This is a genomic window from Micromonospora sp. NPDC047756 (assembly GCF_055587245.1).
The window spans coordinates 795734-821597 of sequence record NZ_JBVJGQ010000003.1 but is presented as its reverse complement, the minus strand read 5'-3'; the positions used below and the strand labels follow the sequence as shown (position 1 = coordinate 821597).

17 protein-coding genes are annotated in these 25864 nt (G+C 72.6%); 10 read left to right on the top strand and 7 right to left on the bottom strand.

Translation table 11 applies throughout. The annotated features are described in order from the left end of the window. Positions 1–152 precede the first annotated feature (152 nt). From ACZ6NZ_RS13075 to dxs, 3 genes are all read left to right on the top strand, one after another. A complete protein-coding gene (locus tag ACZ6NZ_RS13075; protein WP_465858391.1) occupies positions 153–2237 on the top strand; it encodes an APC family permease in 2085 nt (694 codons plus the stop codon). Positions 2238–2307: 70 nt separating this feature from the next. Continuing rightward, complete coding sequence (locus tag ACZ6NZ_RS13070; RefSeq protein ID WP_465858430.1) at positions 2308–3528, top strand: class I SAM-dependent RNA methyltransferase; 1221 nt, start codon at positions 2308–2310, stop codon at positions 3526–3528. Positions 3529–3642: 114 nt separating this feature from the next. Then, on the top strand, positions 3643–5589 hold the full coding sequence (gene dxs, locus ACZ6NZ_RS13065; RefSeq protein ID WP_366607146.1) for a 1-deoxy-D-xylulose-5-phosphate synthase: 1947 nt from the start codon (positions 3643–3645) through the stop codon (positions 5587–5589). A 607-nt stretch (positions 5590–6196) separates the two neighbouring features. On the opposite strand, the gene ACZ6NZ_RS13060 is transcribed toward dxs, so the two are convergent. Continuing rightward, positions 6197–7390, bottom strand: coding sequence for a hypothetical protein (locus ACZ6NZ_RS13060; RefSeq protein WP_465858390.1), 1194 nt, complete (start codon positions 7388–7390; stop codon positions 6197–6199). 610 nt (positions 7391–8000) lie between these two features. Between ACZ6NZ_RS13060 and ACZ6NZ_RS13055 the strand changes: the two genes are divergently transcribed. Both ACZ6NZ_RS13055 and ACZ6NZ_RS13050 read left to right on the top strand, forming a co-directional pair. Further along, on the top strand, positions 8001–9764 hold the full coding sequence (locus tag ACZ6NZ_RS13055) for a DUF6311 domain-containing protein (protein ID WP_465858429.1): 1764 nt from the start codon (positions 8001–8003) through the stop codon (positions 9762–9764). Further along, complete coding sequence (locus ACZ6NZ_RS13050; protein WP_465858389.1) at positions 9764–11560, top strand: DUF6311 domain-containing protein; 1797 nt, start codon at positions 9764–9766, stop codon at positions 11558–11560. The genes ACZ6NZ_RS13055 and ACZ6NZ_RS13050 overlap by 1 nt, the downstream gene beginning before the upstream one ends. Here the strand turns inward: ACZ6NZ_RS13050 and ACZ6NZ_RS13045 are convergent, their stop codons facing one another. Further along, the gene (locus tag ACZ6NZ_RS13045) at positions 11561–13423 is read right to left on the bottom strand and encodes a DUF6311 domain-containing protein (RefSeq protein ID WP_465858388.1); all 1863 of its coding nucleotides are present in this window, start codon (positions 13421–13423) and stop codon (positions 11561–11563) included. Positions 13424–13573: 150 nt separating this feature from the next. On the opposite strand from ACZ6NZ_RS13045, the gene ACZ6NZ_RS13040 reads away from it, so the two are divergent. Beyond that, positions 13574–14854 carry an outer membrane protein assembly factor BamB family protein gene (locus ACZ6NZ_RS13040; protein WP_465858387.1) on the top strand — a complete coding sequence of 427 codons (1281 nt, stop codon included), beginning with the start codon at positions 13574–13576 and terminating at the stop codon, positions 14852–14854. Continuing rightward, complete coding sequence (locus ACZ6NZ_RS13035; RefSeq protein ID WP_465858386.1) at positions 14851–16128, top strand: outer membrane protein assembly factor BamB family protein; 1278 nt, start codon at positions 14851–14853, stop codon at positions 16126–16128. Before ACZ6NZ_RS13040 ends, ACZ6NZ_RS13035 begins: the two co-directional genes overlap by 4 nt. Here ACZ6NZ_RS13035 and ACZ6NZ_RS13030 read toward each other — a convergent pair whose 3' ends face one another. After that, positions 16129–17280, bottom strand: a complete 1152-nt coding sequence (locus ACZ6NZ_RS13030) for a peptidase C39 family protein (protein WP_465858385.1) — start codon at positions 17278–17280, stop codon at positions 16129–16131. Positions 17281–17421: 141 nt separating this feature from the next. Between ACZ6NZ_RS13030 and ACZ6NZ_RS13025 the strand changes: the two genes are divergently transcribed. From ACZ6NZ_RS13025 to ACZ6NZ_RS13015, 3 genes are all read left to right on the top strand, one after another. Next, entirely contained in the window at positions 17422–18090 is a 669-nt protein-coding gene (locus tag ACZ6NZ_RS13025; protein WP_366607156.1) for a response regulator transcription factor, read from the top strand. Beyond that, the gene (locus ACZ6NZ_RS13020) at positions 18087–19250 is read left to right on the top strand and encodes a sensor histidine kinase (RefSeq protein ID WP_366607158.1); all 1164 of its coding nucleotides are present in this window, start codon (positions 18087–18089) and stop codon (positions 19248–19250) included. The genes ACZ6NZ_RS13025 and ACZ6NZ_RS13020 overlap by 4 nt, the downstream gene beginning before the upstream one ends. 240 nt (positions 19251–19490) lie before the next feature. Beyond that, positions 19491–19922 carry a VOC family protein gene (locus ACZ6NZ_RS13015; protein WP_465858384.1) on the top strand — a complete coding sequence of 144 codons (432 nt, stop codon included), beginning with the start codon at positions 19491–19493 and terminating at the stop codon, positions 19920–19922. 64 nt (positions 19923–19986) lie between these two features. Here ACZ6NZ_RS13015 and ACZ6NZ_RS13010 read toward each other — a convergent pair whose 3' ends face one another. The 4 genes from ACZ6NZ_RS13010 to ACZ6NZ_RS12995 all read right to left on the bottom strand — a co-directional run bounded on the left by ACZ6NZ_RS13010 (position 19987) and on the right by ACZ6NZ_RS12995 (position 25814). Continuing rightward, positions 19987–20826 (bottom strand): hypothetical protein, encoded by an 840-nt coding sequence (locus ACZ6NZ_RS13010; RefSeq protein ID WP_465858383.1) that lies wholly within the window; start codon positions 20824–20826, stop codon positions 19987–19989. A 170-nt stretch (positions 20827–20996) separates the two neighbouring features. Beyond that, a complete protein-coding gene (locus ACZ6NZ_RS13005) occupies positions 20997–23057 on the bottom strand; it encodes a 3-hydroxyacyl-CoA dehydrogenase NAD-binding domain-containing protein (RefSeq protein WP_465858382.1) in 2061 nt (686 codons plus the stop codon). Then, positions 23054–24250 (bottom strand): thiolase family protein, encoded by a 1197-nt coding sequence (locus ACZ6NZ_RS13000; RefSeq protein ID WP_366607166.1) that lies wholly within the window; start codon positions 24248–24250, stop codon positions 23054–23056. The genes ACZ6NZ_RS13005 and ACZ6NZ_RS13000 overlap by 4 nt, the downstream gene beginning before the upstream one ends. Before the next feature lie 235 nt (positions 24251–24485). Continuing rightward, on the bottom strand, positions 24486–25814 hold the full coding sequence (locus ACZ6NZ_RS12995; RefSeq protein ID WP_465858381.1) for a ribonuclease D: 1329 nt from the start codon (positions 25812–25814) through the stop codon (positions 24486–24488). Between the last annotated feature and the right edge of the window lie 50 nt (positions 25815–25864).

Genomic DNA, 25864 nt, shown 5'->3' with positions numbered 1-25864 from the left:
CAAGGTGCGTACCGCTCCCGCTGCCGGTGGTCCTCGAGTGCGAGCCTGCCACGTCCCGGTCACGAGCGGGGACCGACCGTACCCCGCCGTCGCGAGCAGCGGTGATCGCCCACCCCCGCGCCCCCGCCGTGGTGGTCGTACTCTTGGCGTTCGTGGCCAGTCCCACCTCGCTGCTGAAGCGGCTTCTTCTCGGTCGACCGTTCCGGTCCGACCGGCTCCAGCACACCCTCCTGCCGAAGCGCATCGCGCTGCCCGTGTTCGCCTCCGACGCGCTGTCCAGCGTCGCGTACGCGCCCGACGAGATCCTGCTGACCCTCTCCATCGCCGGTGCCTCCGCGTACGTCTTCTCGCCGTGGATCGCGCTGGCCGTGGTCGTGGTCATGCTGACCGTGGTGGCGAGCTACCGGCAGAACGTGCACGCCTACCCGTCCGGTGGCGGCGACTACGAGGTGGCCACCGTCAACCTGGGTCCGAAGTTCGGCGTCGGGGTGGCCAGCGCGTTGCTGGTCGACTACGTGCTCACGGTGGCCGTGTCGGTCTCCTCCGGCGTGGCCAACCTGGGCTCGGTGGTGCCGTTCGTGGCCACCCACAAGGTCCTGATCGCGGTGATCGCGGTCGTCCTGCTGAGCGCGGTCAACCTGCGTGGTCTGCGCGAGTCGGGCACGGCGTTCGCCATCCCCACCTACGGCTTCGTGATCGTGATGGGTGGGATGCTGCTCACCGGTCTGTTCCGGGTCTTCGTCATGGGTGACGAGCTGCGCGCGCCGAGCGCCGACCTGGTGATCCAGGCCGAGCACAGCGTGACCGGTTTCGCGCTCGTCTTCCTGCTGCTGCGGACGTTCAGCTCGGGCGCCGCCGCGCTCACCGGTGTCGAGGCGATCTCCAACGGGGTGCCGGCGTTCAAGGCGCCGAAGAGCCGCAACGCCGCCACCACCCTGCTGCTGCTCGGCGGCATCTCGGTGAGCATGCTGGTCGGGATCATCTGGCTGTCCCGGCTGACCCACCTCCAGTTCGTGGAGGACCCGGGCCTCCAGATCGTTACCGGCCCCGAGGGGTACGTGCAGAAGACGGTCACCACCCAGCTCGGTGAGACGGTCTTCGGCTCCGGGTCGATCCTGCTCTACGTGGTGGCCGGGATGACCGCCCTGATCCTCTTCCTGGCCGCGAACACCGCGTTCAACGGTTTCCCGGTGCTCGGCTCGATCCTCGCCCAGGACCGCTACCTGCCCCGCCAGTTCCACACCCGGGGCGACCGGCTGGCCTTCTCCAACGGCATCGTCTTCCTGGCCGTCTTCGCGATCGTGCTGATCGTCGGCTTCCAGGCCGAGGTGACCCGACTCATCCAGCTCTACATCGTCGGGGTCTTCGTCTCGTTCACCGTCTCCCAGGCCGGCATGATCCGGCACTGGAACCGGCACCTGCGCACCGAGCGGGACCCGGAGGCGCGCCGCCGGATGCAGCGCTCGCGCGCCATCAACACCTTCGGCGCGGGCCTGACCGGCGCGGTGCTGGTGATCGTCCTGATCACGAAGTTCCTGCTCGGCGCCTGGATCGCCATCGCCGCGATGGCGGTGATCTACGTGCTGATGCTGGCGATCCGCCGGCACTACGACCGGATCGCCGTCGAGCTGACCCCACCGGACGAGGGGCGGGCCGTGCTGCCCGCCCGCAACCACGCGATCGTGCTGGTCAGCAAGCTGCACCAGCCGACGCTGCGGGCCATCGCCTACGCCCGCGCCACCCGGCCGGACACGCTCACCGCGGTGACGGTCAACGTGGACGAGAAGGACACCCGGGACCTGCAGGCCGACTGGGAGCGACGGGAGATGGCGATCCCGCTCACCGTGATCGACTCGCCGTACCGGGAGATCACCCGCCCGATCCTGGACTTCGTCGCCTCCACCCGCCGCAAGTCGCCCCGCGACGTGGTCACCGTGTTCATCCCCGAGTACGTGGTCGGCCGTTGGTGGGAGAACCTGCTGCACAACCAGAGCGCCCTGCGCCTCAAGGGCCGGCTGCTCTTCGAACCGGGAGTCATGGTGGTCAGCGTGCCGTGGCAGCTCGCGTCGACAGCGAGCAAGAACCTGGACCGGCTGGACGCCACACTGTCCCGGACACCGGCGCGTGGACCACGCAGCGCCGTACCACCACCGCTCGCCGCATCGCCGGTGGCTGCCACGCCGCCCGGTGAGGATGGGCCCGAGAACAGCGCAACGATGGGGAACACTCGTGACTGAGCCCGGCGGTCAGCGGACCGCGACAACCGGGACGCCGTCCGCGTCGGCGTCACCGGCGTTCGAGCGGGGCCTGGCCGAGACGGATCGGGTCGAGCTGACCGTCGACGCGGTCGCGCCCGGCGGGCACTGTGTCGCCCGGGTGGACGGGCAGGTGGTCTTCGTCCGGCACGCGCTGCCGGGTGAGCGGGTCGTCGCCGAGGTCACCGAGGTGCACCGGGGGTTCGTCCGGGCCGACGCGGTGACAGTGCTCGAGCCCTCACCGGACCGCGTCGAGCCGCCGTGCCCGTACGCGAAGCCGGGTGCCTGCGGGGGCTGCGACCTCCAGCACGTCGCGCCGGCCGCCCAGCTGGCCTGGAAGACCGCAGTGGTCCGCGAGCAGTTGGTCCGTCTCGGTGGGCTGACCGATGACGAGCTGGACCGGCTCGGCGTGCGCGTCGAGGCGTTGCCCGGTGGGCTGCTGGGCTGGCGCTCCCGGGTCCGTTACGCGGTCGACGCCGCCGACCGTGCCGGCCTGCTCAAACACCGCTCGCACGAGGTGGTCCCGATCGACCGCTGCCGGATCGCCCACCCGGCCATCCAACAGCTGCCGGTGCTCACCCCCAGCGGGGCGCGCTGGCCGGCCGCCGAGGCGGTGGAGACCGTCGCCAGCACCGGCGGGGACGTGACCGTCACGGAGATCCGCGACGGGGCGCCCGCCCCGGTCAGTGGCCCGACCGAGGTCCGCGAGGTCGCCGCCGGACGGGACTGGACGCTGCCCGCGTCCGCGTTCTGGCAGGTGCACCCCGCCGCCGCGGACGCCCTCTCCGCCGCCGTGCTGGAGCTGCTGGACCCGCAGCCGGGCGAGGTCGCCTGGGACCTCTACGGCGGCGCCGGGCTGTTCGCCGCCGGGCTGGCCGCAGGGGTCGGCGCGACCGGCCGGGTGACCCTCGTCGAAGCGGCGGCACAGGGTGTAGCCGCCGCCCGGGAGAACCTCGCCGACCAGCCCAGCGTCGAGGTGGTGTCGGCCCGGGTGGAGACCGCGCTGGCCCGTCGACGGATCACCGGTCCGGTCCACGTGGTGGTGCTCGACCCGCCGCGCTCCGGGGCCGGCGCCCAGGTGGTCCGCGCGCTGGTCGCCGCGGGTCCGCGGGCGGTCGCGTACGTGGCCTGTGACCCGGCCGCCTTCGCCCGGGACGTGCGTACCTTCGCCGATCTCGGTTGGCGACTGGCGGCGCTGCGGGGCTTCGACCTCTTCCCGATGACGCAGCACGTCGAGCAGGTCGGGCTGCTGCTTCCCCCGGACGCGCGGTAGAACCCGCCGCCTGGCACCTGACCGGGTGCTCAGCCACCCACACCCGGCCCGGCCGGGGTGCCTGGGGCTCGGGCCGGGCTGCGGAGTACCGGGGGGCCGATAGACTCTCCGGTCATGAGTGTTGAAGAGGACACGGCCAACCACGGCCGGCTGCTGGGGACGGTTCGCGGTCCGCAGGACGTCAAGCGGATGTCCGGCGAGGAGCTGGACGTCCTCGCCGCCGAGATCCGGGACTTCCTGATCACCAAGGTCTCCCGTACCGGCGGGCACGTCGGGCCCAACCTCGGTGTGGTCGAGCTGACGCTCGCCATGCATCGCGTCTTCGACTCACCCCGGGACCGGCTCCTGTTCGACACCGGCCACCAGGCGTACGTACACAAGATCCTCACCGGGCGTCAGGCCGGCTTCGACAAGCTCCGCCAGCGCGGTGGCCTCTCCGGCTACCCCAGCCAGGCGGAGAGCGAGCACGACCTCATCGAGAACTCGCACGCTTCCACAGCGCTGTCCTACGCCGACGGCCTCGCCAAGGCGTACGCCCTCCGGGGCGAGGCCCGCAGCGTCGTGGCCGTGGTCGGCGACGGGGCGTTGACCGGCGGCATGTGCTGGGAGGCGCTGAACAACATCGCCACCGCCGGCAACTCCCTCGTGATCGTGGTCAACGACAACGGCCGGTCCTACTCACCGACCATCGGCGGGCTGGCCGACCACCTCTCCTCGCTGCGGCTCAACCCCGGCTACGAGAAGGTCCTCGACACCGTCAAGGACGCCCTCGGCTCCACGCCGCTCGTCGGCAAGCCGATGTACGAGGTGCTGCACGCGGTCAAGAAGGGCATCAAGGACGCGGTCGCCCCGCAGGCCATGTTCGAGGACCTGGGCATCAAGTACGTGGGCCCGGTGGACGGGCACGACGTGGGCGCGGTCGAGGCGGCGCTGCGCGCGGCCAAGAACTTCGGCGGCCCGGTCATCGTGCACGCCGTCACCCGCAAGGGCTACGGATACCGTCCCGCGGAGGAGGACGAGGCCGACTGCCTGCATGGCCCCGGCAGCGCCTTCGACGTGGAGACCGGCGCGCTGCTGGCCGCCCCGTCGGTGAAGTGGACGCACGTCTTCGCCGACGAGCTGCTGGCCGTCGCCGACGAGCGCCCGGACGTGGTGGGCATCACCGCCGCCATGGCCGAGCCGACCGGCATCGCCAAGCTGGCCCGCAAGTACCCCGAGCGGGTGTACGACGTGGGCATCGCCGAGCAGCACGCGGCCACCTCGGCGGCCGGGTTGGCGCTCGGTGGCCTGCACCCGGTGGTCGCGGTCTACGCCACCTTCCTCAACCGCGCCTTCGACCAGGTCCTGCTGGACGTGGCGATGCACAAGCTCCCGGTGACCTTCGTGCTGGACCGGGCGGGCATCACCGGCCCGGACGGGCCCAGCCACTACGGCATCTGGGACATGTCGGTCTTCGGGGTGGTGCCGGGGCTGCGGATCGCCGCTCCCCGCGACGCCGCCACCCTGCGCGAGGAACTGCGCGAGGCGCTGGCCGTCGACAACGGCCCGACTGTGGTGCGGTTCCCGACCGGCGCGGTCGCCGCGGACCTGCCGGCACTGCGCCGGGTCGGCACCGTCGACGTGCTGGCCGAGTCCGCCCGTACCGACGTGCTGCTCGTCGCCGTCGGCTCCTTCGGCCAGTTGGGCATGGAGGTGGCCGCCCGGGTCGCCGAGCAGGGCTACGGCGTCACCGTCGTCGACCCCCGCTGGGTGCGTCCGGTCCCGGCGGAGCTGGTCGACCTGGCCGCCCGCCACCGGCTCGTGGTCAGCGTCGAGGACGGCGTGCGGGTTGGCGGGGTGGGCGACGCGCTCGCCCAGGCGATGCGCGACGCCGACGTCCGGGTGCCGCTCAAGGACCTGGGTGTACCGGCCGACTGGCACCCGCACGGCACCCGCGCGCAGATCCTCGCCGACCTGGGCCTGACCGCTCAGGACGTGGCCCGCAACGTCACCGGTTGGATCTCCGGCCTGGACGCCACCCCGGACCGCCTCACCCCCAGCGACGCGGCCGCACAGAACTGACGAGAACGACCAACGGCGGGCGTCCCGAGGGGCGCCCGCCGTTCGCATATCCACCCCGGCCCCCACCCGCACCCCGCACCCCGCACCCCACACCCCACACCCCACAGCGCCCGAGCCCTTCAGCCCTCCGGCCGCCCCAGCCCCGCACCCCGCAGCGCCCAAGCCCTTCAGCCCTCCGGCCGCCCCAGCCCCGCACCCCGCAGCGCCCGCGCCACTCAGCCCGCACCACTCAGCCCGGGACGCCCGAGCCCTCAGCCCCGCCTAGGCTGCGTCGATCAAGGACTTGTGGTGCCCCGCAAAAGGTGCATATGGCCAGCAGTTACCCACCACAACTCCATGATCGACTCTCTGGAGGGGTGGCGGGGAGTGCGCCGGGGTGCGGCGCGGTGTGGCGGGTGCCTGGCGTCGCCTATACACCCCACCTCCACCCGCCCCCAGTCCTCTCACCCTCCACCGCCCAGCCCTCCCGACCCCACTGCCCCGCCCGAGCCCCCCTGCCTGCGCCGATCTTGCACTTTCGGTCGGCGTAATGCGCCTTGAGCCCGTTTTGTCGGCACAGAAAGTGCAAGATCGCGGGGGCGAGCGGGGTGGGGTGGGGCGGGGTGGGTTAGCGGGGGGAGATTGAGCGGTAGTGGGTCTTGTCGGTGTTGGCGAGGCTGTAGGTCTGGGAGCGGGACGGGGTGGGAACGACCACCAGGCCGGGGCGCTCGACCAGCAGGGGAGTGCCCGGCGGAACGGACAGGGAGCTGTCCCGGGTGGCCCGCCAGCTCAGCACCACCAGCGGCTGACCGGGTACCGGCAGTTGGTACGCCTGCAACGGGGTGGCCCGGTCGGCGGGTGAGACGACGGGCGCGCTCCCGTCGGCCGGTCGATAGATCACCGCCGTCATCGCGCCGGCGTCGGTGTCCCAGCTGAGCTGCTGCAACTCGGCCGGCTCGCCGCCACCGAGGGCGACTTCGCCGAGCGAGCGCACGGTGAGCTTCGCCATCGGCCAGGACGTCGGCACCGAGCGTGGGGCGTCCCGGTCCCCGATTCGGCGCGGGATGCTGCCGAAGGGGCCCCGGTCGCCGGACAGCACGCAGGTGTCCAGACCGGTGAGCGCCCGCCGGCCGGTGCCGGACTCGTCGCGGACCAACGGGTAGCGCGGGTCGACGGTGCCGGTGCCCAGGTCGAGCAGTCGGTCGGCGGCGCGTCCACGGGGGAGCGACTCCGTGGTTCGCAGGGTCGCGGTCACGCCGACGGCCGTGCAGGACGGCACGTCGACCGGTGCGCTGAGACCGTCCGCGATGGTCAGCGTCCGGTCCTTGGGCCCGAGGAGGCTCTGCACCCGGGAAGAGACCAGGTAACGCCGGCCGCCAGCAGTCTGCACCGGCAGCACGTCGGAGTAGACCAGGTAACCCGGGTCGGTGTACTCGGCGGCGCGGGTCACCGCGTACCGGTCGCCCTCACGAGTCAGTTGCAGAAGCCAGGACGCGCTTTCGCCGGGCACGTCGGCGGCCACCAGCGCCACCGGGACGCCGTCGACCCGACCGGAGAAGAGGATGCCCGACGAGGGCAGGTGCGCGCGGTCGTCGGCCGGCGATCGCCAGCTCCGGACCGCCGTGGTGACCGCCGCCGTCGCCGCCGCGTCCCCGGAGAGGTTGCCGCGGGGCGGCCACACAGCGAGCGTGCCGTCCAGGCTGTCGTACCCGACCCGGAGGTCCTGCGGCTTCCGCTCGGCTACCGGACCGCAGGCCGTGCCGGCCAGCAGCGCGCTCAGCAGGACGGGAAGCGCCCTGCCGTACCGACGGCCTGGAGTCACCTGGCCCGCCCCCGATCGCTCGCCGTCGCTGTCGGAAAGCGCCATAGTACGAGATGTCCGATGCGGCGCCTCAGTTGGCCGCCACCCGAACCACCACAATGGACGGCACCGGGGGTTTAGGGCGTTTTGGTTGCTCCGGTAGACTCCGCCGACTGTGACGCCTGCCGAGTCCCGCGCCCTGCCCGCGCCGCACCCGGAGGCGGTAGACGACTCCGCCGAGCTGGTGAGCTACCGCACACCGGCCGGCCTCTTCGCCGGCCCGCCCGCGCTGGCCGTCCCCAGCACAGCGCCGGCCAAGCCCGAAACCCCGGCCGACGCCGCCACAGCGCCGGGCAAGCCCGAAACCCCGGCCGACGCCGCCACAGCGCCGGCCAAGCCCGAAACCCCGGCCGACGCCGCCACAGCGCCGGCCAAGCCCGAAACCCCGGCCGACGCCGCCACAGCGCCGGCCAAGCCCGAAACGCCGACCAAGCCCGCCACAGCGCCGGCCGACCCTGCCACAGCGCCGGGCAAGCCCGAGACGCCGGGCAAGCCCGAGACGCCGGGCAAGCCCGAGACGCCGGCCGCCCCAGGAACGCCCGCCGAGCCTGAAACGTCGGCCGAGAGCGCGGTGCCGACGCGAGCGCGGTGGCGCCGGTGGACCCGGCGTCGGCAGCACCTGGCGGTGGGCGGGCTGTTCCTGCTCGCCGCGCTCTGGGTGACCAGCCGGATCTGGCTGGACCCCTCCGGTCGGGTGGCCTCGCTCTACACCGGTGACCCGGCGCAGGTGCAGTTCTTCCTCGCCCACTCGGTACGCGTGGTGCTGCACGGCGAGTACCCGTTCTACACCGAGCAGTTCAACTACCCCGACGGCGTCAACCTGATGGCCAACACCGCCGTGTTGGCGCTGGGCATCCCGATGGTTCCGGTGACGTTGCTCTTCGGGCCGGCGGTCTCCTTCGTGGTGCTGGTCACGCTCGGTCTGGCCGGCACCGCGATGGCCTGGTACCTGATGCTCTCCCGCCACCTGGTGCGTACCCCGCTCGCGGCGGCGGTCGGCGGCTGGTTCTGCGGGTTCTCGCCCGCGATGCTCTCGCACGCCAGTTGGCACCCGAACATCATCAGCCAGTTCCTGTTGCCGTTCATCGTGTGGCGGGTGCTGGTGCTCACCCGCTCCGGAAGACCGGTTCGGGACGGGGCGCTGCTCGCCCTGCTGGTCACCGCGCAGGCGTTCATCAACGAGGAGATCCTGCTCTTCACGGCGTTGGCCTGCGGCGTCTTCCTGTTGGCGGTGCTGGCCCAGGAGCCGGCCCGGTGGCGGGCGGCATGGCGACCTCTGGGCGCCGGCGTGTTGACCTGCGCGTTGCTGGCGGGGGCGTTGCTGGCGTACCCGCTCTACGTGCAGTTCGCCGGGCCGATGGCCTACCACGGGCTCAGCGACGCGGTGAAGGACTACGGCAACGACATCGCCGCCTTCTTCGCCCCCGGCTCGCCCACCCTCGGCGGCAACCAGCGAGCCAACATCAACCTGGCGCCGAACTACTCCGAGGAGAACGCCTTCTTCGGCTGGAGCCTGTCGATGCTGGCCATCGGCATCGTGGTCTGGCTGCGCCGGGAGTTGATCGTTCGGGCGCTCGCGGCGACCGGCGTGTTCTTCGCCGTGCTGTCCCTCGGCGAGCGGGTCTCCTGGTGGGACCGTGAGCTGATCACCGGGCCGTGGCAGTGGTTGGTCCACCTGCCGCTGTTGGACGCGGTGGTGCCGACCCGGTTCGGGCTCATCACCAGCGTGGTGATCGGCCTGCTGCTGGCGCTCGCCGTCGAGCGGGCCTGGGCGCTACGCCCGGCCGACCGGCGTACCGTCCGGGTGCTGACCGCTGCGGGCCTGGCCTTCGCGCTGCTGCCGATCGCACCGATGCCGCTGCGGATGGTCTCCCGGCCGCCGGTGCCGGACTTCATCACGGCGGACCGGTGGCGGGCGTACGTCGGGCCGGACCAGACGCTGGTGCCGATCCCGGTGCCCAGCATGGGCAACACGCACGGTATGCGCTGGGCGGCGTCCACCAACCTCGATTTCAAGATCCCAGGCGGTTACTTCCTCGCGCCCCGCAACGGCAACACCGGTGACCCGGGTCGGTTCGGCGGCCGTCCCAGCGGGGTGGGTCAGATGCTGGAGGAGGTGGCGACCACCGGCCGTACGCCCAAGCTGGACGACCGGCAGCGTCGGCGCTTCGCCGACGAGCTGCGGCACTGGCGGGCGGCGATCCTGGTGCTGCCGGTGCGGCAGCAGAACGTCGAGCCACTGCGACGTACCGTCGAGGAGCTGGTCGGTCCGGGCCGCCAGGAGTTGGACGTCTGGGTCTGGGACGTGCGGACGCTCACCGACCGTTCGGTCTGATGACCACCGGGACGACGTCCCCGAACATCCCACCTCCGGCGACGGTCGGCGCCTCCCGCGCGGGCTGGCTGCGGGACGCGCTGGTGGTGGCCGGCTATCTGGGTCTCGCGGTGCTGCTGACCAGCGGGCAGTGGGGTCACCCGTGGCGGCTGTTCCACCAGGCGGGTGACCAGATCCTCTTCGAGTGGATGCTGGCTCACGCGGCACATGCGGTGGTCGAGGGGGAGAATCCGCTCTTCAGCACCGGGTTGAACGCGCCCGACGGGGTCAACCTGATGGCGAACACGTCGGTGCTCGGCCTGGGTGTTCCGCTCACCCCGGTCACGGTGCTCTTCGGCTCGCAGGTGGCGTTCTGCGTGGCGGTCGTCTGCTGCCTCGCCGGGACCGCCGTCGCCTGGTACGTGCTGCTGCGCCGCCGGCTGGTCGGCACCCGGGCCCCGGCCGCGGTGGGTGGGCTGATCTGTGGCTTCGCCCCGGGCATGATCGCCCAGGCGGGAGCCCACCTGCACATCGCCGCCCAGTTCCTGGTGCCCGCGATCCTCGCCCTGGTGTTCCGGCCGGCCGCGGAGACGAGGCTGCACGGCGTGTGGCGGCCCGGCGTCGGCCTGGGGCTGCTGCTCGTCTGGCAGGTCTTCATCGGCGAGGAGGTGCTGGTCTTCCTGGTGCTCGCAGCCGGCGTCTTCGCGCTGGGTTACGCGCTCGCCGACCGGGTGGCCGCACGGCGGCTGGCACCGGCCCTCTTCGGTCGGCTCGCGGTGGCGGCCGGCGTGGCGGGGGTGCCGCTGGCGTACCCGCTGTGGTTCCAGTTCCACGGCCCGCAGCACTACTCCGGGATGGCGTTCGCCACGCAGGGCTTCCAACTGGACGTCGCCTCGTTCACCGCGTCGGCCCGGCAGACCGTGCTGGGTGACGACTGGCTGCCGGGGCTGCTCTCGCCGAATCCGACCGAGGAGAACTCGTTCTTCGGCCCCGGCCTGCTGGTGCTTGCCGTGGTGATCGTGATCTGGCAGTGGCGACGACCGCTGGTCCGGGCACTGGCCGCCTGCGGCGTGGTCTTCGCCCTGCTCTCGCTCGGCGACGAGGTGCGGGTGGACGGTGCGGCCACCGGCATTCCGGGGCTGTATCGGCTGGTCGGCGGGCTGCCGTTGCTCGATCTCGCGGTGCCGGCCCGGTTCGCGCTGGTCTGCGTACCGGTGCTGGGGGTGCTGGTGGCGCTGTCAGTGGACCGGGTCCGGGCCGCGCGGGGGCCGGATGTGGCGCCGGGCCTACCGGTGCGGCTGCTGTGGGCCGGCGCGGTCGCCGCCGCGTTGCTGCCGTTGTTTCCGACGCCGATCCGCGTGGTGCCGGTCGCGCCGGTGCCGGCGTTCGTCGCGGCCGGTGGCTGGCGTCCGCTGGTGCCGCCCGGCCGGACGGTGGTCGCGGTGCCCCCGGTCACCGGTGCCGGGCGCAGCCCGGCGATGCTCTGGTCCGCCCGTACCGGCCTGGCGTTCGCCGCGCCGGGCGGTTACTTCATCGGCCCCAGCGGCCCGGCCGACCCGGCGGCCCGTTGGGGCGCGCCGGATCGGCCCACGTCCGTGCTGCTGCGGCAGGTGGCCGAGACCGGCGTGGTGCCGGTGCTCGACGACGCCGACCGCCGCCAGGCGGTCGAGGACCTGCGGCACTGGCGTGCCGCGGTGGTCGTCCTCGGGCACCTGGAGCACGGTGACCCGGTCCGCCGAACCGTCGACGACCTGCTCGGCCCGGGCCGACCGGTCGACGGCGGTTGGTTGTGGGACGTCCGGGACCGGGTCGGCTGACTACCCCACCAGGGCGCGCACGTCCCAGACCCAGACGTCGTCGACCCGCTGCGGTGGCCCGATCAGGGCGGTGACCAGCTCACGGAGCACCGCCTCACGGGGGTGCGCCCCGAGCACCACCACCGACGCCCGCCAGAACCGTAGGTCCTCGACGGTCTGGCGGCGGTTCTCGTCGGTCAGCGCCGGGAGCGTGCCACTGTCCATGGTGGAGTAGATGAGCGTGCTGGTCGGCCGGTTCGGCGCGCCGAAGACCCCCTCACCCAGCTCGTTCGGGCCGATGAAGTAGCCGCCCGGAACGGGGAACTCCTGCCCGGTCAGCGCACTCCACCGCAGCGTCGGCAGACCGTGCACGTTGCTCGGGATCGGCACCGGCACCAGGGTGCGACCCGCCGGCACGTACGGTCGCCAGCCGCCCGCGGTGATGAAGTGCGGCGGCGGGTCGATCTGCTGGGCGGGCAGTGGGCGGGGGAAGAGCGGCAGCACGGCGAGGGCGACCGCCGCGTACCCCACCGGGCGCAGCCAGCGGCGGCGGGTTGCGGCCGGCGCGGCCGGCTCGTCGTCGGACGTCGCCGGGGTCGCTTCGCCGACGCGCTGGGCCGGCACCCGCGGCCGGTCGGCCACCGCGCGCCCCTGGCGGTGCGCGGCGTCCCAGGTCAACGCCAGGAGTACGCCCACCGCGGCCGCGACCACCAGCGTCAACCGGGTCGGCATCATCATCTCGACCAGCGGCAGGTCGTCCGACACGTACGACCACGGGCCGCGTACGCCGGTCTCCTCACCGTTGAAGCGCACGAACGGCCCGATCGCGGCCACGCTGAACACCACGATGAGCACCGCGGCGATCCGGGCGGCCAGCGAGCGGCGGACGAGCAGCACCAGCGCCACCACCGAGAGCAGCACCAGCGGCCAACCGAACCAGGTGTTTTGCTCGGTCAGCCCGATCGTCTTCTCCACCGCCGGGTCGCCGGCCCAGGTGTCCCGGGCGAAGGTGACGAAGGCGACCAGGTCCTCGCCCCAGTTGTGGAACACGCCACCCTGCAGGCCGCGGTAGGACTGCGGGCCGTTGAACTGGAACCAGATCGGGTACGCGGTGAGCACCAGCGCCAGCCCGCCGGCGACGCCGAGCCCGGCCAGGAAGGTGCCGGCGGCGGCCCGGGTGGCCCGCGGCCGCTGCACGGCGTACGCCACCACGATGACCAGGCAGGCCAGCGCGGTGAGCAGGAGCATCTCCTCGTTGATGAAGATCTGGTACGCCACCAGCGCACCGAGCACGAGGCCGTTGCGTCGCCACCGGCCCGGCTCACCGAGGCTCAGCACCCGCACCACGATCAGCGGGAGCAGGAAGTTGGAGACGAAGTTCGGTTGGCCGTTGGCGTGGTGGATGATTCCCGGCGCGAAGCCGAGGAACGCGCCGCCGACGAACGCCGCCGCCCGCGAGCGCACCAGGTGGCGGGAGAGCATCCAGTACCCGGTGCCGGCGGTGGCCGCCAGCGCCGCGCCCAGGTAGAGGGCGTACATCACCTGGGGGCCGAGCAGCATGGTCAGCGGAGCCAGCGGCAGGGTCACCCCGAGCAGCGAGGTGTTGGCCATCATGTTCACCCCGTCCGGGGCGTTCTGACGGGCCGTGAACAGCGGGTTCTGCAGGTGCCGCACCGAGTACTCGCCGTGCGCGAACAGCCACTCGAACCAACTGTGGTCGGTGGGCAGGTGCGAGGAGACCCGGCCGTTGACGTCACCCCAGTAGTTGAGGCAGACGAAGACGCCCAGCAGCACATAGGCTCCGAGGGCCAACAGGTCGGCTCGGGCCGGACGGCGTCGAGGCCGCCGTGTCGACTCGGCCTCGGCCGGGTCGGCGTCGGTCACGGGATTCAGCGAAGGGTCTACCACCGGCACAGCCACGACGCGCCATCGTACAGGCGGGTTTCCGTCGCTTTTGCCGGGCCGGTGCGCTGACGGTCGGTTTGCCGGACGGTGACTCGTCGGCCAGCCTTACCTGTGACGGAGGGACGGTCGTTGTCGATCATCGAGCTGGGCGAGATCACCGACGAGCCCGCGTCGGCACCTCCGGTTCGCCGCCCGCGCGCCGTCGGCCGCCCGCTGCGCAGCGCGACCGTGTTGTTTCTCAGCCTGGTGATGCTCGCCGGTGCCGCGCCGCCGACGCGGCGCGCGGTGAGCGTGGTGCCGGCGTCGCGAATGGCCACCGCGTATCTGGCCGGGGACGGCGTCTACGTGGTCGATCCGCCGACACCCGACGGGGACCGGTACCTGACCGCGTACGCGCAGCCGGCACCGACCGGTGTCGGGGTGCGGCGGCGGTGGCAGGCGCCGGTGGCCCGCACGGGCAACTACCTCGACGTCCGGGTCGAGCGGGGTCTGGTGCTGGCGGTGACGGTCAACGCCCCCAACCGGCTGTTCCAGACCACCGCCTTCGATCCCGCGACGGGCCGGCAACGCTGGCAGCATCCCGGTGTCTTCCAACCGACGCCCGGCGGTGGCCTGCTGGTGACCAACGGCCGGGAGAACGGGTCGGGCGCGATGAGCGGGGTGGAGCCCGACACCGGGCTGGTGCTCTGGTCGGTGCCGATCCCGCCGGCCGCCAGCCCCACCTACCACCTCACCCCCGAGGGGCAGGTCGACCAGTTCGTGCTGCTGCAACCGACCGGCGAGGTGCAGGTGCACGACGCCGGCACCGGCCGGCTGCTGCGCAGCATCGACACGCTGCCCGGTGACCGGTCGGCGTACCAGCGGGTGCAGATCGTCGACGACCTGGTGCTGCTCGTTCCGCCGGGCAGCACCCGGCTGGTGAGCTTCGGGCTGGCCGAGTTGGCGCCACGGTGGACGGCGGAGGTGACGTTGGTGTCGCATGTGCTCGAATGCGGTGGTCTGCTCTGCGCGGTGCCGCAGACCGGCGGCCTCCAGGTGCTCGACCCGGCCACCGGCTCGGTGCGGTGGTCGGAACCGGGCCAGGACGTCCTGGCCGACGTCCGGTACGGTCGACTGCTGATGGCCCGGCCCGGCCAGGGGTACGCGGTGCGGGACGCGGCCACCGGGCAGGTACGAACCGAACTCGGCGTGTGGAGTCTGATGCCGGTGCTGGGACCGGACGATCCGCTGGTCGGCGTGCGGCGGGGTGACGACGGTCGGATGGTCGTCGCCGAACTGGACCTGGTGGCTGCTCGGACGCGGATCGTGGACGTGCTGCCGGGCATCGCCGGCAGCTGCCAGGCGTCCCTGCCGCTCCTGCTCTGCCAGCGCCTCGACGGCACCACCGCGCTGTGGCGGTTGGCGCGATGACCGGGCCGGTGATCGACCTCGGTGAGCTGCGGCACGACCCCGACCCGGACCCGGTGGTCCGCCCGCCCCGCGCCCATGGTCGCCCGCTGCGCTGCGCGCTGGTCGTGGTGCTCGCGCTCGTCACGCTCGCCGGCTCCGTCGTCGCGCCGTCCCGGTCGGCCCCGCTGACGCTGCCGGTCCGGTCCGGGTCCGACGTCATGGTCGACGGTGACCTCCTCCTGGTCCTGGAGCCGACCACCACCGCGACCCGACGGGCGCGGGTGTCCGCCTATCGGTTACCCAAGGGCGAGCTCGTCTGGCAGGCGCCGCTGTCGGCGGAGGCCAGATACTGGGGGATGACCCCACTGGCGGGAATGCTGCTGGCCACCGGCTACGAGATCGGCCCGCAGGGTCGGGAGACGATCACCGTCGCAATGGACCGGGCGACCGGGGCGTACCGGTGGCAGCAGCCAGGCACCGTCTCCAAGCTGACCGACGGCAACGTGCTGCTGCGCAGCGGCGGCGAGACCGTACCGTCCACTCTGCGCGTGGTCGATCCGTGCTGCGGCACCGTGCGTTGGCAGCTCTCCGGCACCAGCGCCGAGACGACTGTGCGGGGCACCGAGCGCGGGGTGGACCGGGTGGTGCTCAGCGAGGCGGACGGGCCGGTCGAGGTACGCGACGCGATCACCGGCGCGGTGCTGGCCCGCGCCGACCTGCGCCCGCCAGACGGTGGTCGGGTCGGCCTGGACCTGACGAAGGACCTGCTGCTGGCCATCGACAGAGGCTCGGGCACGGTCACCGCGTACGGGCTGGACAAGCTTGAGGCCCGCTGGACCCGCGCCCGGCTCCACGTCGACTTCGCGCTGGACTGTGGCCCCGTCCTGTGTGTGCGCACCGGCAACAACGAACTCCAGGCGCTCGATCCGGCAACCGGCGAGGTGCGCTGGAGCAGCACCCAGTGGGGGTGGGCCTGGCCGACCGACGGCCGGCTGATGGCCAACATCAGCGGTATCGGCCCGTTGGAGCAGTACATCGTGCTCGATGCGCTGACCGGGCAGCAGGTGGGCGACCTGGGCCGGTGGGAGCTGTACCAACTCGGTCCCGGCGGCCGGTTGGTCGGCATCCGGCGGCACCCCGACGCGGGGGTGCTCGTCGGCGAGTTGGACGTCGGCGCCGCAGAGGTGCGCATCGTGGACGTGCTGCCCGACGCCACCGGGGAGTGTCAGGCGATCACCGGCTACCTGGTGTGCAGTGCGGCCGGCGAGTACCAGCTCTGGAAGCTGACCGACTGATCACCAGTTGGCCTGGGCGGGTGGCGGGGGCAGCGGCACCGACGCGGGTCGCAGCACGTACGCGACCCCACCGCTGCCCCGTTGCCACACCGCCTCGAACGCCTGCCGGGGCACTGTGCGACGGACCGCGTCGTCGTCCGGGGCGTACGGGTCGTTGAGCACCGGGTCGCCGTCGGCGCTGAAGCCGACCAGGACCATCAGGTGCCCACCGGTGTCGTACCCGAGCCCCGGCACCTCGTCGGCCCGGAACGCGGCGGAGACGATCAGGGGGATGCCGGCGGCGACGAACTCCTCCGCCTCGACCAGCGACCGCAGCCGGGTGACGAACGCGTCCACCCCGTGCAGACCGGCGTACGCGGTGTTGAACGGCCAGTTGCCGGCCCCGGCGTACGCGTGGTCGTAGCAGTGCCGGGCGGCGTGTACCACCACCGGACGCGGGCCGGACGGCTCCACCCAGGCGTAGCGGTCCGACGTCGGCTCGGCGCCCCAGTAGGCGAGCACCATCGAGGTGCAGGTGGGGCTGCACCAGGAGTCCCCGCCACCACCCCACTGCGGGTACTGGCCGGCGTGCAGCCGCTGCGAGTAGCGGGGCACGTCCAGCACCCGGCCCCAGGCGGCGGACGGGACGGGTTCCCCCGCGTATCCCTGGTCGACCGTCGTGGGGCCGGTGGCGACCGCGCCGACGCTGCGCAGCACCGGGCCGGTGGGGCTGCCGGCGGGTCGGCACAGGGACACCCGGGTCTGCCAACCGGTGACCGTCGCTCCGGTCACGATCAGGGTGTCGGTGTCGACCCGGGCGGCGCTGTCGCGCTGTCCGGGCAGCGAGGTGCGCCGTACGGTGTGGTCGCCGGCGGCCCAGCGGGCCAGCCGGTACCAGTCGGTGCTGGGCCCGTCGTCGTGCCAGCCGCGCAGGTCGACCTCGATCCAGCAGCCGTCGGGGGTGTCCGCCGTCCAGGACGGCACCACCTCGGCGACGGCGAAGCCGACCGGTACCGGCGGCGACGTCCAGGTGCCCCGTTGCGCGACGCCGTCGAGGACGAGCCCTCGACCGCCGGCCAGCAGGCCCTCGCCGCTGCCGCTGGTCAGGCCGGCCGGCAGGTGGAAACCCCGGTAGGAGATGTCCCGCCGGGTGGGTGGTGCCGCAGTGGTCATGCCAGTCCGTCCGTCGCTCGATACCGCCGGCCAGCATCGCGTACCCCGCGGTGGCCCGCAACGCCGGCCGGCGCGGACGACGAGGGACGATGGTTGCCCGCCGGCACTAGGTTGTCGGTGGTCAGCAGCGAGGAGGCCGGGATGCGGGTACTGGTGGTCGAGGACGAGCGCAACCTCGCCGACGCGATCGCGCGGGGGTTGCGCAAGCGGGGCATGGCGGTCGACGTGGCGTACGACGGCGACGCCGGCCACGAGGCGGCCTTCGTCACCCGGTACGACGTGGTGGTGCTCGACCGTGACCTGCCGGGTGTGCACGGCGACCAGATCTGCGCCGACCTGGCGTCCTCCGGCGCGTTGACCCGGGTGCTGATGCTCACCGCCAGCGGCACCGTGGCCGACCGGGTGGAGGGCTTGCAGCTCGGGGCCGACGACTACCTGCCCAAACCGTTCGCCTTCGACGAGCTGGTCGCCCGGGTGCAGGCGCTGGGCCGGCGGGCCACCCCGGCCGCGCCTCCGGTGCTCGAACTGGCCGACCTGGTGCTCGACCCGGCCCGCCGGGTGGCCACCCGCGCCGGGGTGCCGGTGGACCTCACCAACAAGGAGTTCGGGGTGCTCAGCGAACTTCTCAAGGCGCGGGGCGCGGTGGTCTCCAGCGAGGAGCTGCTGGAGCGGGTCTGGGACGCGAACACGGACCCGTTCACCACCATCGTGCGGGTCACCGTGATGACGCTCCGCAAGAAGCTCGGCGACCCGCCGTTGATCGAGACGGTGGTCGGTGCGGGCTACCGCACCGCCGAGGTGAGCGCGTGAGCCGCCGGTTGCGACCCACTCTGCGGTTGCGGCTGACCCTGCTCAACGGGGTGCTGCTGGTCGGGGCCGGAGCGATCCTGGTGGTGCTGGCCTGGCTGCTGGTCCGCGACGCGTTGCGACCCACCGACGAGTTGGTGCCCGGCACGATCGTGCTGCTCTCGGACGGCCGGCGGATGGACGCTGCCGAGTGGCAGCGGCAGTTGGTCGACGCCGCCTCCGGGGAGCTGCTGGCCAAGGGCCTGGTCGCGCTGTTGGCGATCAGTGTGGTCGGGGTGGCCGGCGCGTACGCGGTGGCCGGCCGGGCGTTGCGACCGCTGCACCAGGTCACCGCCACCGCGCAGCGGCTCGGTGAGGCGACCCTGGACCAGCGGATCGGCTACTCGGGCGCGGACGACGAGGTGGCCGAGCTGGCCAAGACGTTCGACGCCATGCTGGACCGGATCGCGTCCGCGTTCGAGGCGCAGAGACGCTTCGTGGCGAACGCCTCCCACGAGCTGCGGACCCCGCTCGCCGTGATGCGCACCGAGATCGACGTGACGCTCAGCGACGACGACGCGGACGCCGCCGAGTACCGACGGATGGCGACGGTGGTCCGCGACGCCTCCGAGCGGGCCAACGGTCTGGTGGACGCGTTGCTGGTGCTGGCCCGCAGCGAGGCGCAGGCCGGGCGGCAGCTGGGCCGCAGGACCGAGTGTGACCTCGCGGCGGGCACCGCCAACGCGCTGTCGGCGATGCGCCGCGAGGTGGAGCGGATCGGCCTGCGGGTGCAGACGTCGCTGGAGTCCGCGCCGGTCGTCGGCGATCCGGGGCTGCTCGACCGGCTGGCCGGGAACCTGATCGAGAACGCGGTCCGCTACAACCACCTGCACGGCCGGCTCTGGGTGCGTACCGGCACCGACGGTGACACGTCCTGGCTGGTGGTGGGGAACACCGGCTTCGAGGTGGACCAGGCCGACGTGCCGGGGTTGTTCGAGCCGTTCCGTCGTGGGGGTCGGGAACGCACCGGCGCCCGTGGTTCCGGGTTGGGGTTGTCCATCGTCCGGGCGGTCTGCACGGCGCACGGTGGCGCCGTACGGGTGATCGCGCAGCCCGGCGGGGGTTTGGAGGTCACCGTCACCCTTCCGTCGTCGGACGCCGCGACGGTGTCCGCAGCCGGCTGATCGGGGTTGCGCGTCCCGCTCGGCGAATGGCAAGATCGCGTCGTCAGCTCGACAGGGAAGGGGGTGCGTCGATGTCCACCAGTCTCGGCTCCGCACCCCGGGTCAGCGTCGGCTGACGTCCCGGAGGCGGAGCGCCCCCACACGGGTCGGGCGTTGATCGCCCACTCGAAGGGGAACCAGTTCCTGCGTGGCGCGCCGGGTATCCGAGGCCGCGCCACGTCGCCACCGTGGAGGACCACTGTGAGTTCGACGATCCACAACATCAGCATCGACTGTCACGACACGTACGCCCTCGCCGGCTTCTGGTCGCAGGTCTTCGACTGCCCCCGCCAGCCCGACGACTTCCCCGGCGACCCGGAGGCGATGCTCCTGCCGCCGGGCGGTCCGGAGGTGCTGTTCATCGCCGTGCCCGAGGGCAAGACGGTGAAGAACCGGCTGCACCTGGACCTGCAACCGGCCGATCGCACCCGGGCCGAGGAGGTCGAACGACTGCTCGGCATCGGCGCGACGCTCGTCGCCGACCACGTCAGCCCGACCGGTGGTGGCTGGGTGGTGCTCGCCGACCCCGAGGGCAACGAGTTCTGCGTGCTCGGCAACGCCGCCGAACGGGCGGCGGCGGCGCGGGCCGCGGCGGCGGCGCTCGCCACCTCGGCGGTTGCCGAACCGGCCTGACCGTCGACGGACGGCACGGGGCCCCGGCCACCCTCAGGTGGCCGGGGCCCCGGTCTCGTACGGCTCAGGACTGCTGCTCGACCTGGCCCCGGATCGTGGTGAACTCGGCCTTCGCCTGGTCGGCGGACTTGAAGTACATCACCACCATGCCCAGGCTGCCCCGGTCGGCCCAGACGCAGATGCCCAGCGGCACGGTCTCGGCCTTGCCGTCGCCGCAGCGTGCCTCACCGCCGAGCGGGCCGGCGTCGACGGCCGTCATCGTGTCCACCGTCAGCTGCTTGGACAGGCCGTCCACATAGGCGTCCAGCTCCTTCTTCGGGTCCGACAGCAACCCGGACACGCCAGCGATCATGACGAGGTCCTGCTTGGCCGGATCGCCGTAGAAGGCGGCCACCGTGCTCGTCTCGTTCCCCGCCGCCGTCTTCATCCCGGCGACCGCCTGCTCGGCGGCCGTCAGGAGCTCCGGGTTGGTGAGCTTCGGCCGGCCGGCGAGGGTGGTCGGCGCGACCACCCGGGTCTTGCTGGCGTCCACCACGGCGCCCACGTCGTCCTTGACGACGAGCCAGGTGATCGCCGCGCCGCCGACGCAGAACACCAGCACCACTGCCAACACGATCAGCACGATCTTGCCGACGTTCGACTTCTTCGCCGGGGGAGGACCGCCGGCCAGGTTCGGGTCACCGTACGGCGGACCTGGCTGCGCGGGCGGGAAACCAGGTTGCGCGGGCGGGAAGCCTGGCTGCGCGGGCGGGAAGCCTGGCTGCGCGGGCGGGAAGCCACCGGGCTGCTGCGGCTGCCCCTGCTGCTGCGGCGGCGGCCATCCGCCGGGCTGCTGGCCGGGCTGCTGCGACGGGTCGGGGGAATCGTGCGGCGGGCCGTAGGGATTGGCCGGCGGCTGAGACATTCAGTCAGCTCCAAGATGGGGTTGCGAAACGCGTGATCCTAACCCGGCGCGATGCCCGCCGCCGTCCCCGCGGAAACCCGCATCCGCAATCGGCTGATCACAAACGGGCGCGGTGGCCGGGCCGTCCGACAGGGACGGTCCGACCACCGCGACGGTGGTGCTGCGATCTGTCAGGAGGGCAGGCTCGCCGCGCCGGGCGGCAGGAACCGCTGGCCGGTGACCCGCTCGGAGGTGCCGGTCCGGTCCAGGTACGGCGTGACACCGCCCAGGTGGAACGGCCAGCCGGCGCCCAGGATCATGCACAGGTCGATGTCCTGCGCCTCGGCGACCACGCCCTCGTCCAGCATCAGCCGGATCTCCTGCGCGAGCGCGTCGAGGGCGTTCTGGCGTACCTGCTCGGCGGTCAACGGCTGGTCACCCACCACGAGCAGCTTGGCGACCTCCTCGTTGACCTCGTCGTCGACCACGATCGGCTGACCGGAGTCGGCGATCCGCTTGAGGTTCTCGCTGACCCCGAACCGGTCCGGGTACGCCGCGTGCAGGGTGCCGCCCACGTGGTACGCGACGGCCGGCCCGACCAACTGGAGCAGGGCGAGCGGACGCATCGGCAGGCCCAGCGGGTCCAGTGCGCTGTTCGCCACGTCCAGCGGGGTGCCGGCGTCGACGGCGGCGAAGACGGTGCCCAGGAAGCGGGTGAGCAGCCGGTTCACCACGAACGCCGGAGCGTCCTTGACCAGCACGCTGGACTTCTTGAGCTGCTTACCCACGGCGAACGCGGTGGCCAGGGTGGTGTCGTCGGTGCGCTCGCCCCGGACGATCTCCAGCAGCGGCAGCACCGCCACCGGGTTGAAGAAGTGGAAGCCGACCACCCGCTCCGGGTGCGCCAACTCGGCGGCCATCTCGGTGATCGACAGCGAGCTGGTGTTGGTGGCGAGCACCGCCTCCGGAGAGACGATCTTCTCCAACTCGGCCCAGACCTGCTTCTTGACGCCCAGGTCCTCGAAGACCGCCTCGATGACGAAGTCGGCGTCGGCGAAGGCGCTCTTGTCGACAGAGCCGCTGACCAGGCCGTACAGCTTGGCGGCGGTGCCCTTGTCCATCCGGCCCTTGGTGACGGCCTTCTCGATCTGGGTGTGCACGTAACCGACGCCCTTGTCCACCCGGGACTGGTCGAGGTCGGTCATCACCACCGGCACCTGGAGGCGGCGGGCGAACAGCAGCGCCAGCTGGCTGGCCATCAGACCCGCGCCGACGATGCCGACCTTGGTGATCGTGCGAGCCAGGCCCTTGTCCGGTGCGCCGGCCGGGCGCTTGGCCCGCCGCTGCACCAGGTCGAACGCGTACAGGCCGCTGCGCAGCTCCTCGGAGAAGACCAGGTCCGCGAGGGCCTCGTCCTCGGCGGCGGTGCCGGCGGCGAAGTCGCCGTCCTTCGCCGTCTCCAGCAGGTCGAGCGCCTTGTACGCGGCCGGGACCGCGCCGTGCAGCCGCTGGTTCAGCGTCTCGCGGGCGAAGTAGAGCACGCCCGCCCACATGTCCTTGTCGACTTCGGGCCGGGTCACGGTGACCTGACCCCGGACCACGCCGGCGGCCCACTCCAGGGACCGCTCCAGGAAGTCCGCCGGCTCCAACAGGATGTCCGCGATGCCCAGCTCGGCGGCCTGCTTGGGCTTGAGCATCTTGTTCTGCATCAGCGGGTTCTGGATGATCACCTGGGTCGCGGCGGGGATGCCGATCAGGTTCGGCAGCAGCTGGGTGCCGCCCCAGCCCGGCACCAGACCCAGGGACACCTCGGGCAGCGCGAGCGCCGCCGCGCCCCCGGAGAGCGTCCGGTAGTGGCAGTGCAGCGCCAACTCCAGGCCACCGCCCATCGCCGCGCCGTTGACGAAGGCGAAGGTGGGAACGGTGCTGTCCTTGAGCCGGGCGAAGACCCGGTGCCCGAGCCGGCCGATCTCCAGCGCCTGCGCGCGGTCCGCGAGCTGCGGCAGGCCGACGATGTCCGCGCCCACGCAGAAGATGTACGGCTTGCCGGTGACCGCGATGAACGCCGGGTCGGCGGCGAGCGCTGCGGTGATCGCCTCGTCCAGGCTGGCCAACCCGGCCGGGCCGAAGGTGTTCGGCTTGGTGTGGTCGAAGCCGTTGTCCAGCGTGATCAGCGCGGCGGGACGGTCCAGCCCCGGCACGTTCACCTGGCGCAGCAGCGCCCGGGTGACGACCTCGTTCGGTGCCTTCACTTGTCGCCACCTTCCCAGTGCGGGTTCTCCCAGATGACCGTGCCGCCCATACCGATGCCGATGCACATCGCCGTGAGGCCGTAGCGGACCTCGGGGTGCTCGGCGAACTGGCGGGCCAGCTGCGTCATCAGCCGCACGCCGGAGGACGCGAGGGGGTGACCGATGGCGATCGCGCCGCCCCACGGGTTGACCCGTGCGTCGTCGTCGGCGATGCCGAAGTGGTCGAGGAAGGCGAGCACCTGAACGGCGAACGCCTCGTTCAGCTCGAACAGGCCGATGTCGTCGATGCTGAGCCCGGCGAGGCGCAGCGCCTTCTCCGTCGACGGGATCGGACCGACGCCCATCACCTCCGGCTCGACACCGACGAAGCCGAACGACACCAGCCGCATGGCGACCGGCAGGCCCAGCTCGCGGGCGGTGGCCTCGTCGGCCAGCAGGCTCGCGGTGGCGCCGTCGTTCAGCCCGGCCGCGTTGCCCGCGGTGACCTTGCCGTGCGGGCGGAACGGGGTCTTCAGGGTGGCGAGCTTCTCCAGCGACGTGTCGCGCGGCGCCTCGTCCACCGTCGCCAGGCCCCAGCCGCCCTCCGCGTCGCGGATCGACATCGGCACCAGGTCGTCCTGGAGCTTTCCGTTGGCGTACGCCTTGGCGGTCTTCTGCTGCGAGGCGAGCGCGAACGCGTCGGTGCGTGCCTTGGTGATGTGCGGGACCAGGTCGTGCAGGTTCTCCGCGGTGGAGCCCATCACCAGCGCGGACGGGTCGACCAGCTTCTCCGCGATGATGCGCGGGTTGGGGTCGACGCCCTCACCCATCGGGTGGCGTCCCATGTGCTCGACGCCACCGGCGATGGCGACGTCGTACGCGCCCATCGCGATGCCGCTGGCCACGGTGGTGACCGCGGTCATCGCCCCCGCGCACATCCGGTCGATGGCGAAGCCGGGGACGGTCTTGGGCAGCCCGGCCAGCAGGGCGGCGGTACGGCCGATGGTGAGGCCCTGGTCGCCGATCTGGGTGGTGGCCGCGATGGCGACCTCCTCGACCCGCTCCGGGGGCAGCTGCGGGTTGCGACGCAGCAGTTCCCGGATGCAGCGGATCACCAGGTCGTCGGCGCGGGTGTTGGCGTACATGCCACCCGCCTTGCCGAACGGGGTACGGACGCCGTCGACGAAGACGACGTCGCGAACTTCACGGGGCACTTGAGCCTCCTAGCCGAGGGGCACGTTGCCCCGAATGCTACTCGTCAGTAACCAACCCCGTCCCCACCCCCCACTGTGGCCCACCCCACACCGAAACGCGCCAACACCTCCGTTGATCATGAAGTTATTGCCACTGGCATCGGCGTGTCCTGGCAATAACTTCATGATCAACGGGCGGGGCGGGGCGGGGCGGGGCGGGGCGGGGCGGGGCGGGGCGGGGTGGGGTGGGGTGGGGTTAGGGGGTTGGGGTTTTTGGGGCCAGGGCTTCGGTCAGGTCGGGGTTGAGCAGGGCGATCTGCCACTCGCGGGCGTTGAGGCCGCGCAGGGTCTCCGCCACCGTCTCCTCGGTGATCTCCTCCGGCGGGGTCCAGGCCAGCCGGCGGACCGAATCCGGAGTGATCAGGTTTTCCGGCGGCAGGTTGTGCTCGCCGGCGACGCGGATCACGACCTCCCGGCAGCGGGCCAACCGACCGGCCGCCACCGGGTCCCGCTCGGCCCACCGGTGTGGCGGGGGCGGGCCCTCCACGGCCGGCGAGACCGGCAGAGAATCCTCCGGTAGCTGCCGGGCGTCGTCGAGCGCGGCGAGCCAGGTGCGGGCCAGCCGACGGACCGACCGACCGCCGAAGCCGGGCAGGGTCAGCAGGGTCTTCTCGTCCTTCGGGTCGAGCTCGGCCGCGGCGATGATCGCCGAGTCGGGCAGCACCCGACCGGGAGCGGCGTCGCGCCGGGACGCGATCTGGTCCCGGGCGTACCACATCGAGCGGACCCGGGCCTGCGCCCGCGCCCCCCGCAGCCGGTGGATGCCCGAGGTACGCCGCCACGGCTCCGCCCGAACCCGGGGCGGGCGTGCCCCGGTGCGGACCAGTGCGGCGAACTCCTCCGCGGCCCAGGCCGACTTGCCCTGCCGGGTCAACTCGGCGTCCAGCGCGTCACGCAGGTCGGTGAGCAGCTCCACGTCGAGGGCGGCGTACGTCAACCACGACTCGGGCAGCGGTCGGCTCGACCAGTCGGCCGCCGAGTGGTGCTTCTCCAGGGTGAACCCGAGCAGCTGCTCGGTGAGCGCGGCCAGCCCGACGCGTTCGAACCCGGCCAGCCGGGCCGCCAGCTCGGTGTCGAACAGTCGGCGTGGACGCAACCCCACCTCGGCCAGGCAGGGCAGATCCTGGCTGGCCGCGTGGAGGACCCACTCGGCCTCACCGATCACCGCGTCCAGCGCGCTGAGGTCGGGCAGGGGCAGCGGGTCGATCAGTGCCGTGCCCGCGCCGGCCCGGCGAAGTTGCACGAGGTAGGCCCGTTGGCTGTAGCGGTAGCCGGAGGCCCGTTCGGCGTCCAGCGCGACCGGGCCGGTGCCCGCCGCGAAGCGGGCCACGACCTCGGCAAGCTCGGCCGGGGTGGCCACCGGATCGGGGGTGCCGTCACGCGGGGCGGTCAGCGGAACGGGCCCACCGTCGGCCGGGTCAGCCCCCTCGCCCGCCGGCTGCAGCTGGGCCGACGGCGGGTGCTGGGGTGCGTTTCCCGGAAGTTCTTCGGTGGGCCGACGGCGCAGGGGTGGTTCGTCGGTCACCTGCCAACCCTAGTGCGCGCGGAGATCCGGCGGGTGCAGCCGGTCCGGCG

Bases quoted from the DNA above. Each gene is read 5' to 3' on its own strand.
- dxs (WP_366607146.1), top strand. From the start codon at position 3,643: ATGAGTGTTGAAGAGGACACGGCCAACCACGGCCGGCTGCTGGGGACG.
- ACZ6NZ_RS13050 (WP_465858389.1), top strand. From the start codon at position 9,764: ATGACCACCGGGACGACGTCCCCGAACATCCCACCTCCGGCGACGGTC.
- ACZ6NZ_RS13035 (WP_465858386.1), top strand. From the start codon at position 14,851: ATGACCGGGCCGGTGATCGACCTCGGTGAGCTGCGGCACGACCCCGAC.
- ACZ6NZ_RS13030 (WP_465858385.1), bottom strand. From the start codon at position 17,280: ATGACCACTGCGGCACCACCCACCCGGCGGGACATCTCCTACCGGGGT.
- ACZ6NZ_RS13025 (WP_366607156.1), top strand. From the start codon at position 17,422: ATGCGGGTACTGGTGGTCGAGGACGAGCGCAACCTCGCCGACGCGATC.
- ACZ6NZ_RS13010 (WP_465858383.1), bottom strand. From the start codon at position 20,826: ATGTCTCAGCCGCCGGCCAATCCCTACGGCCCGCCGCACGATTCCCCC.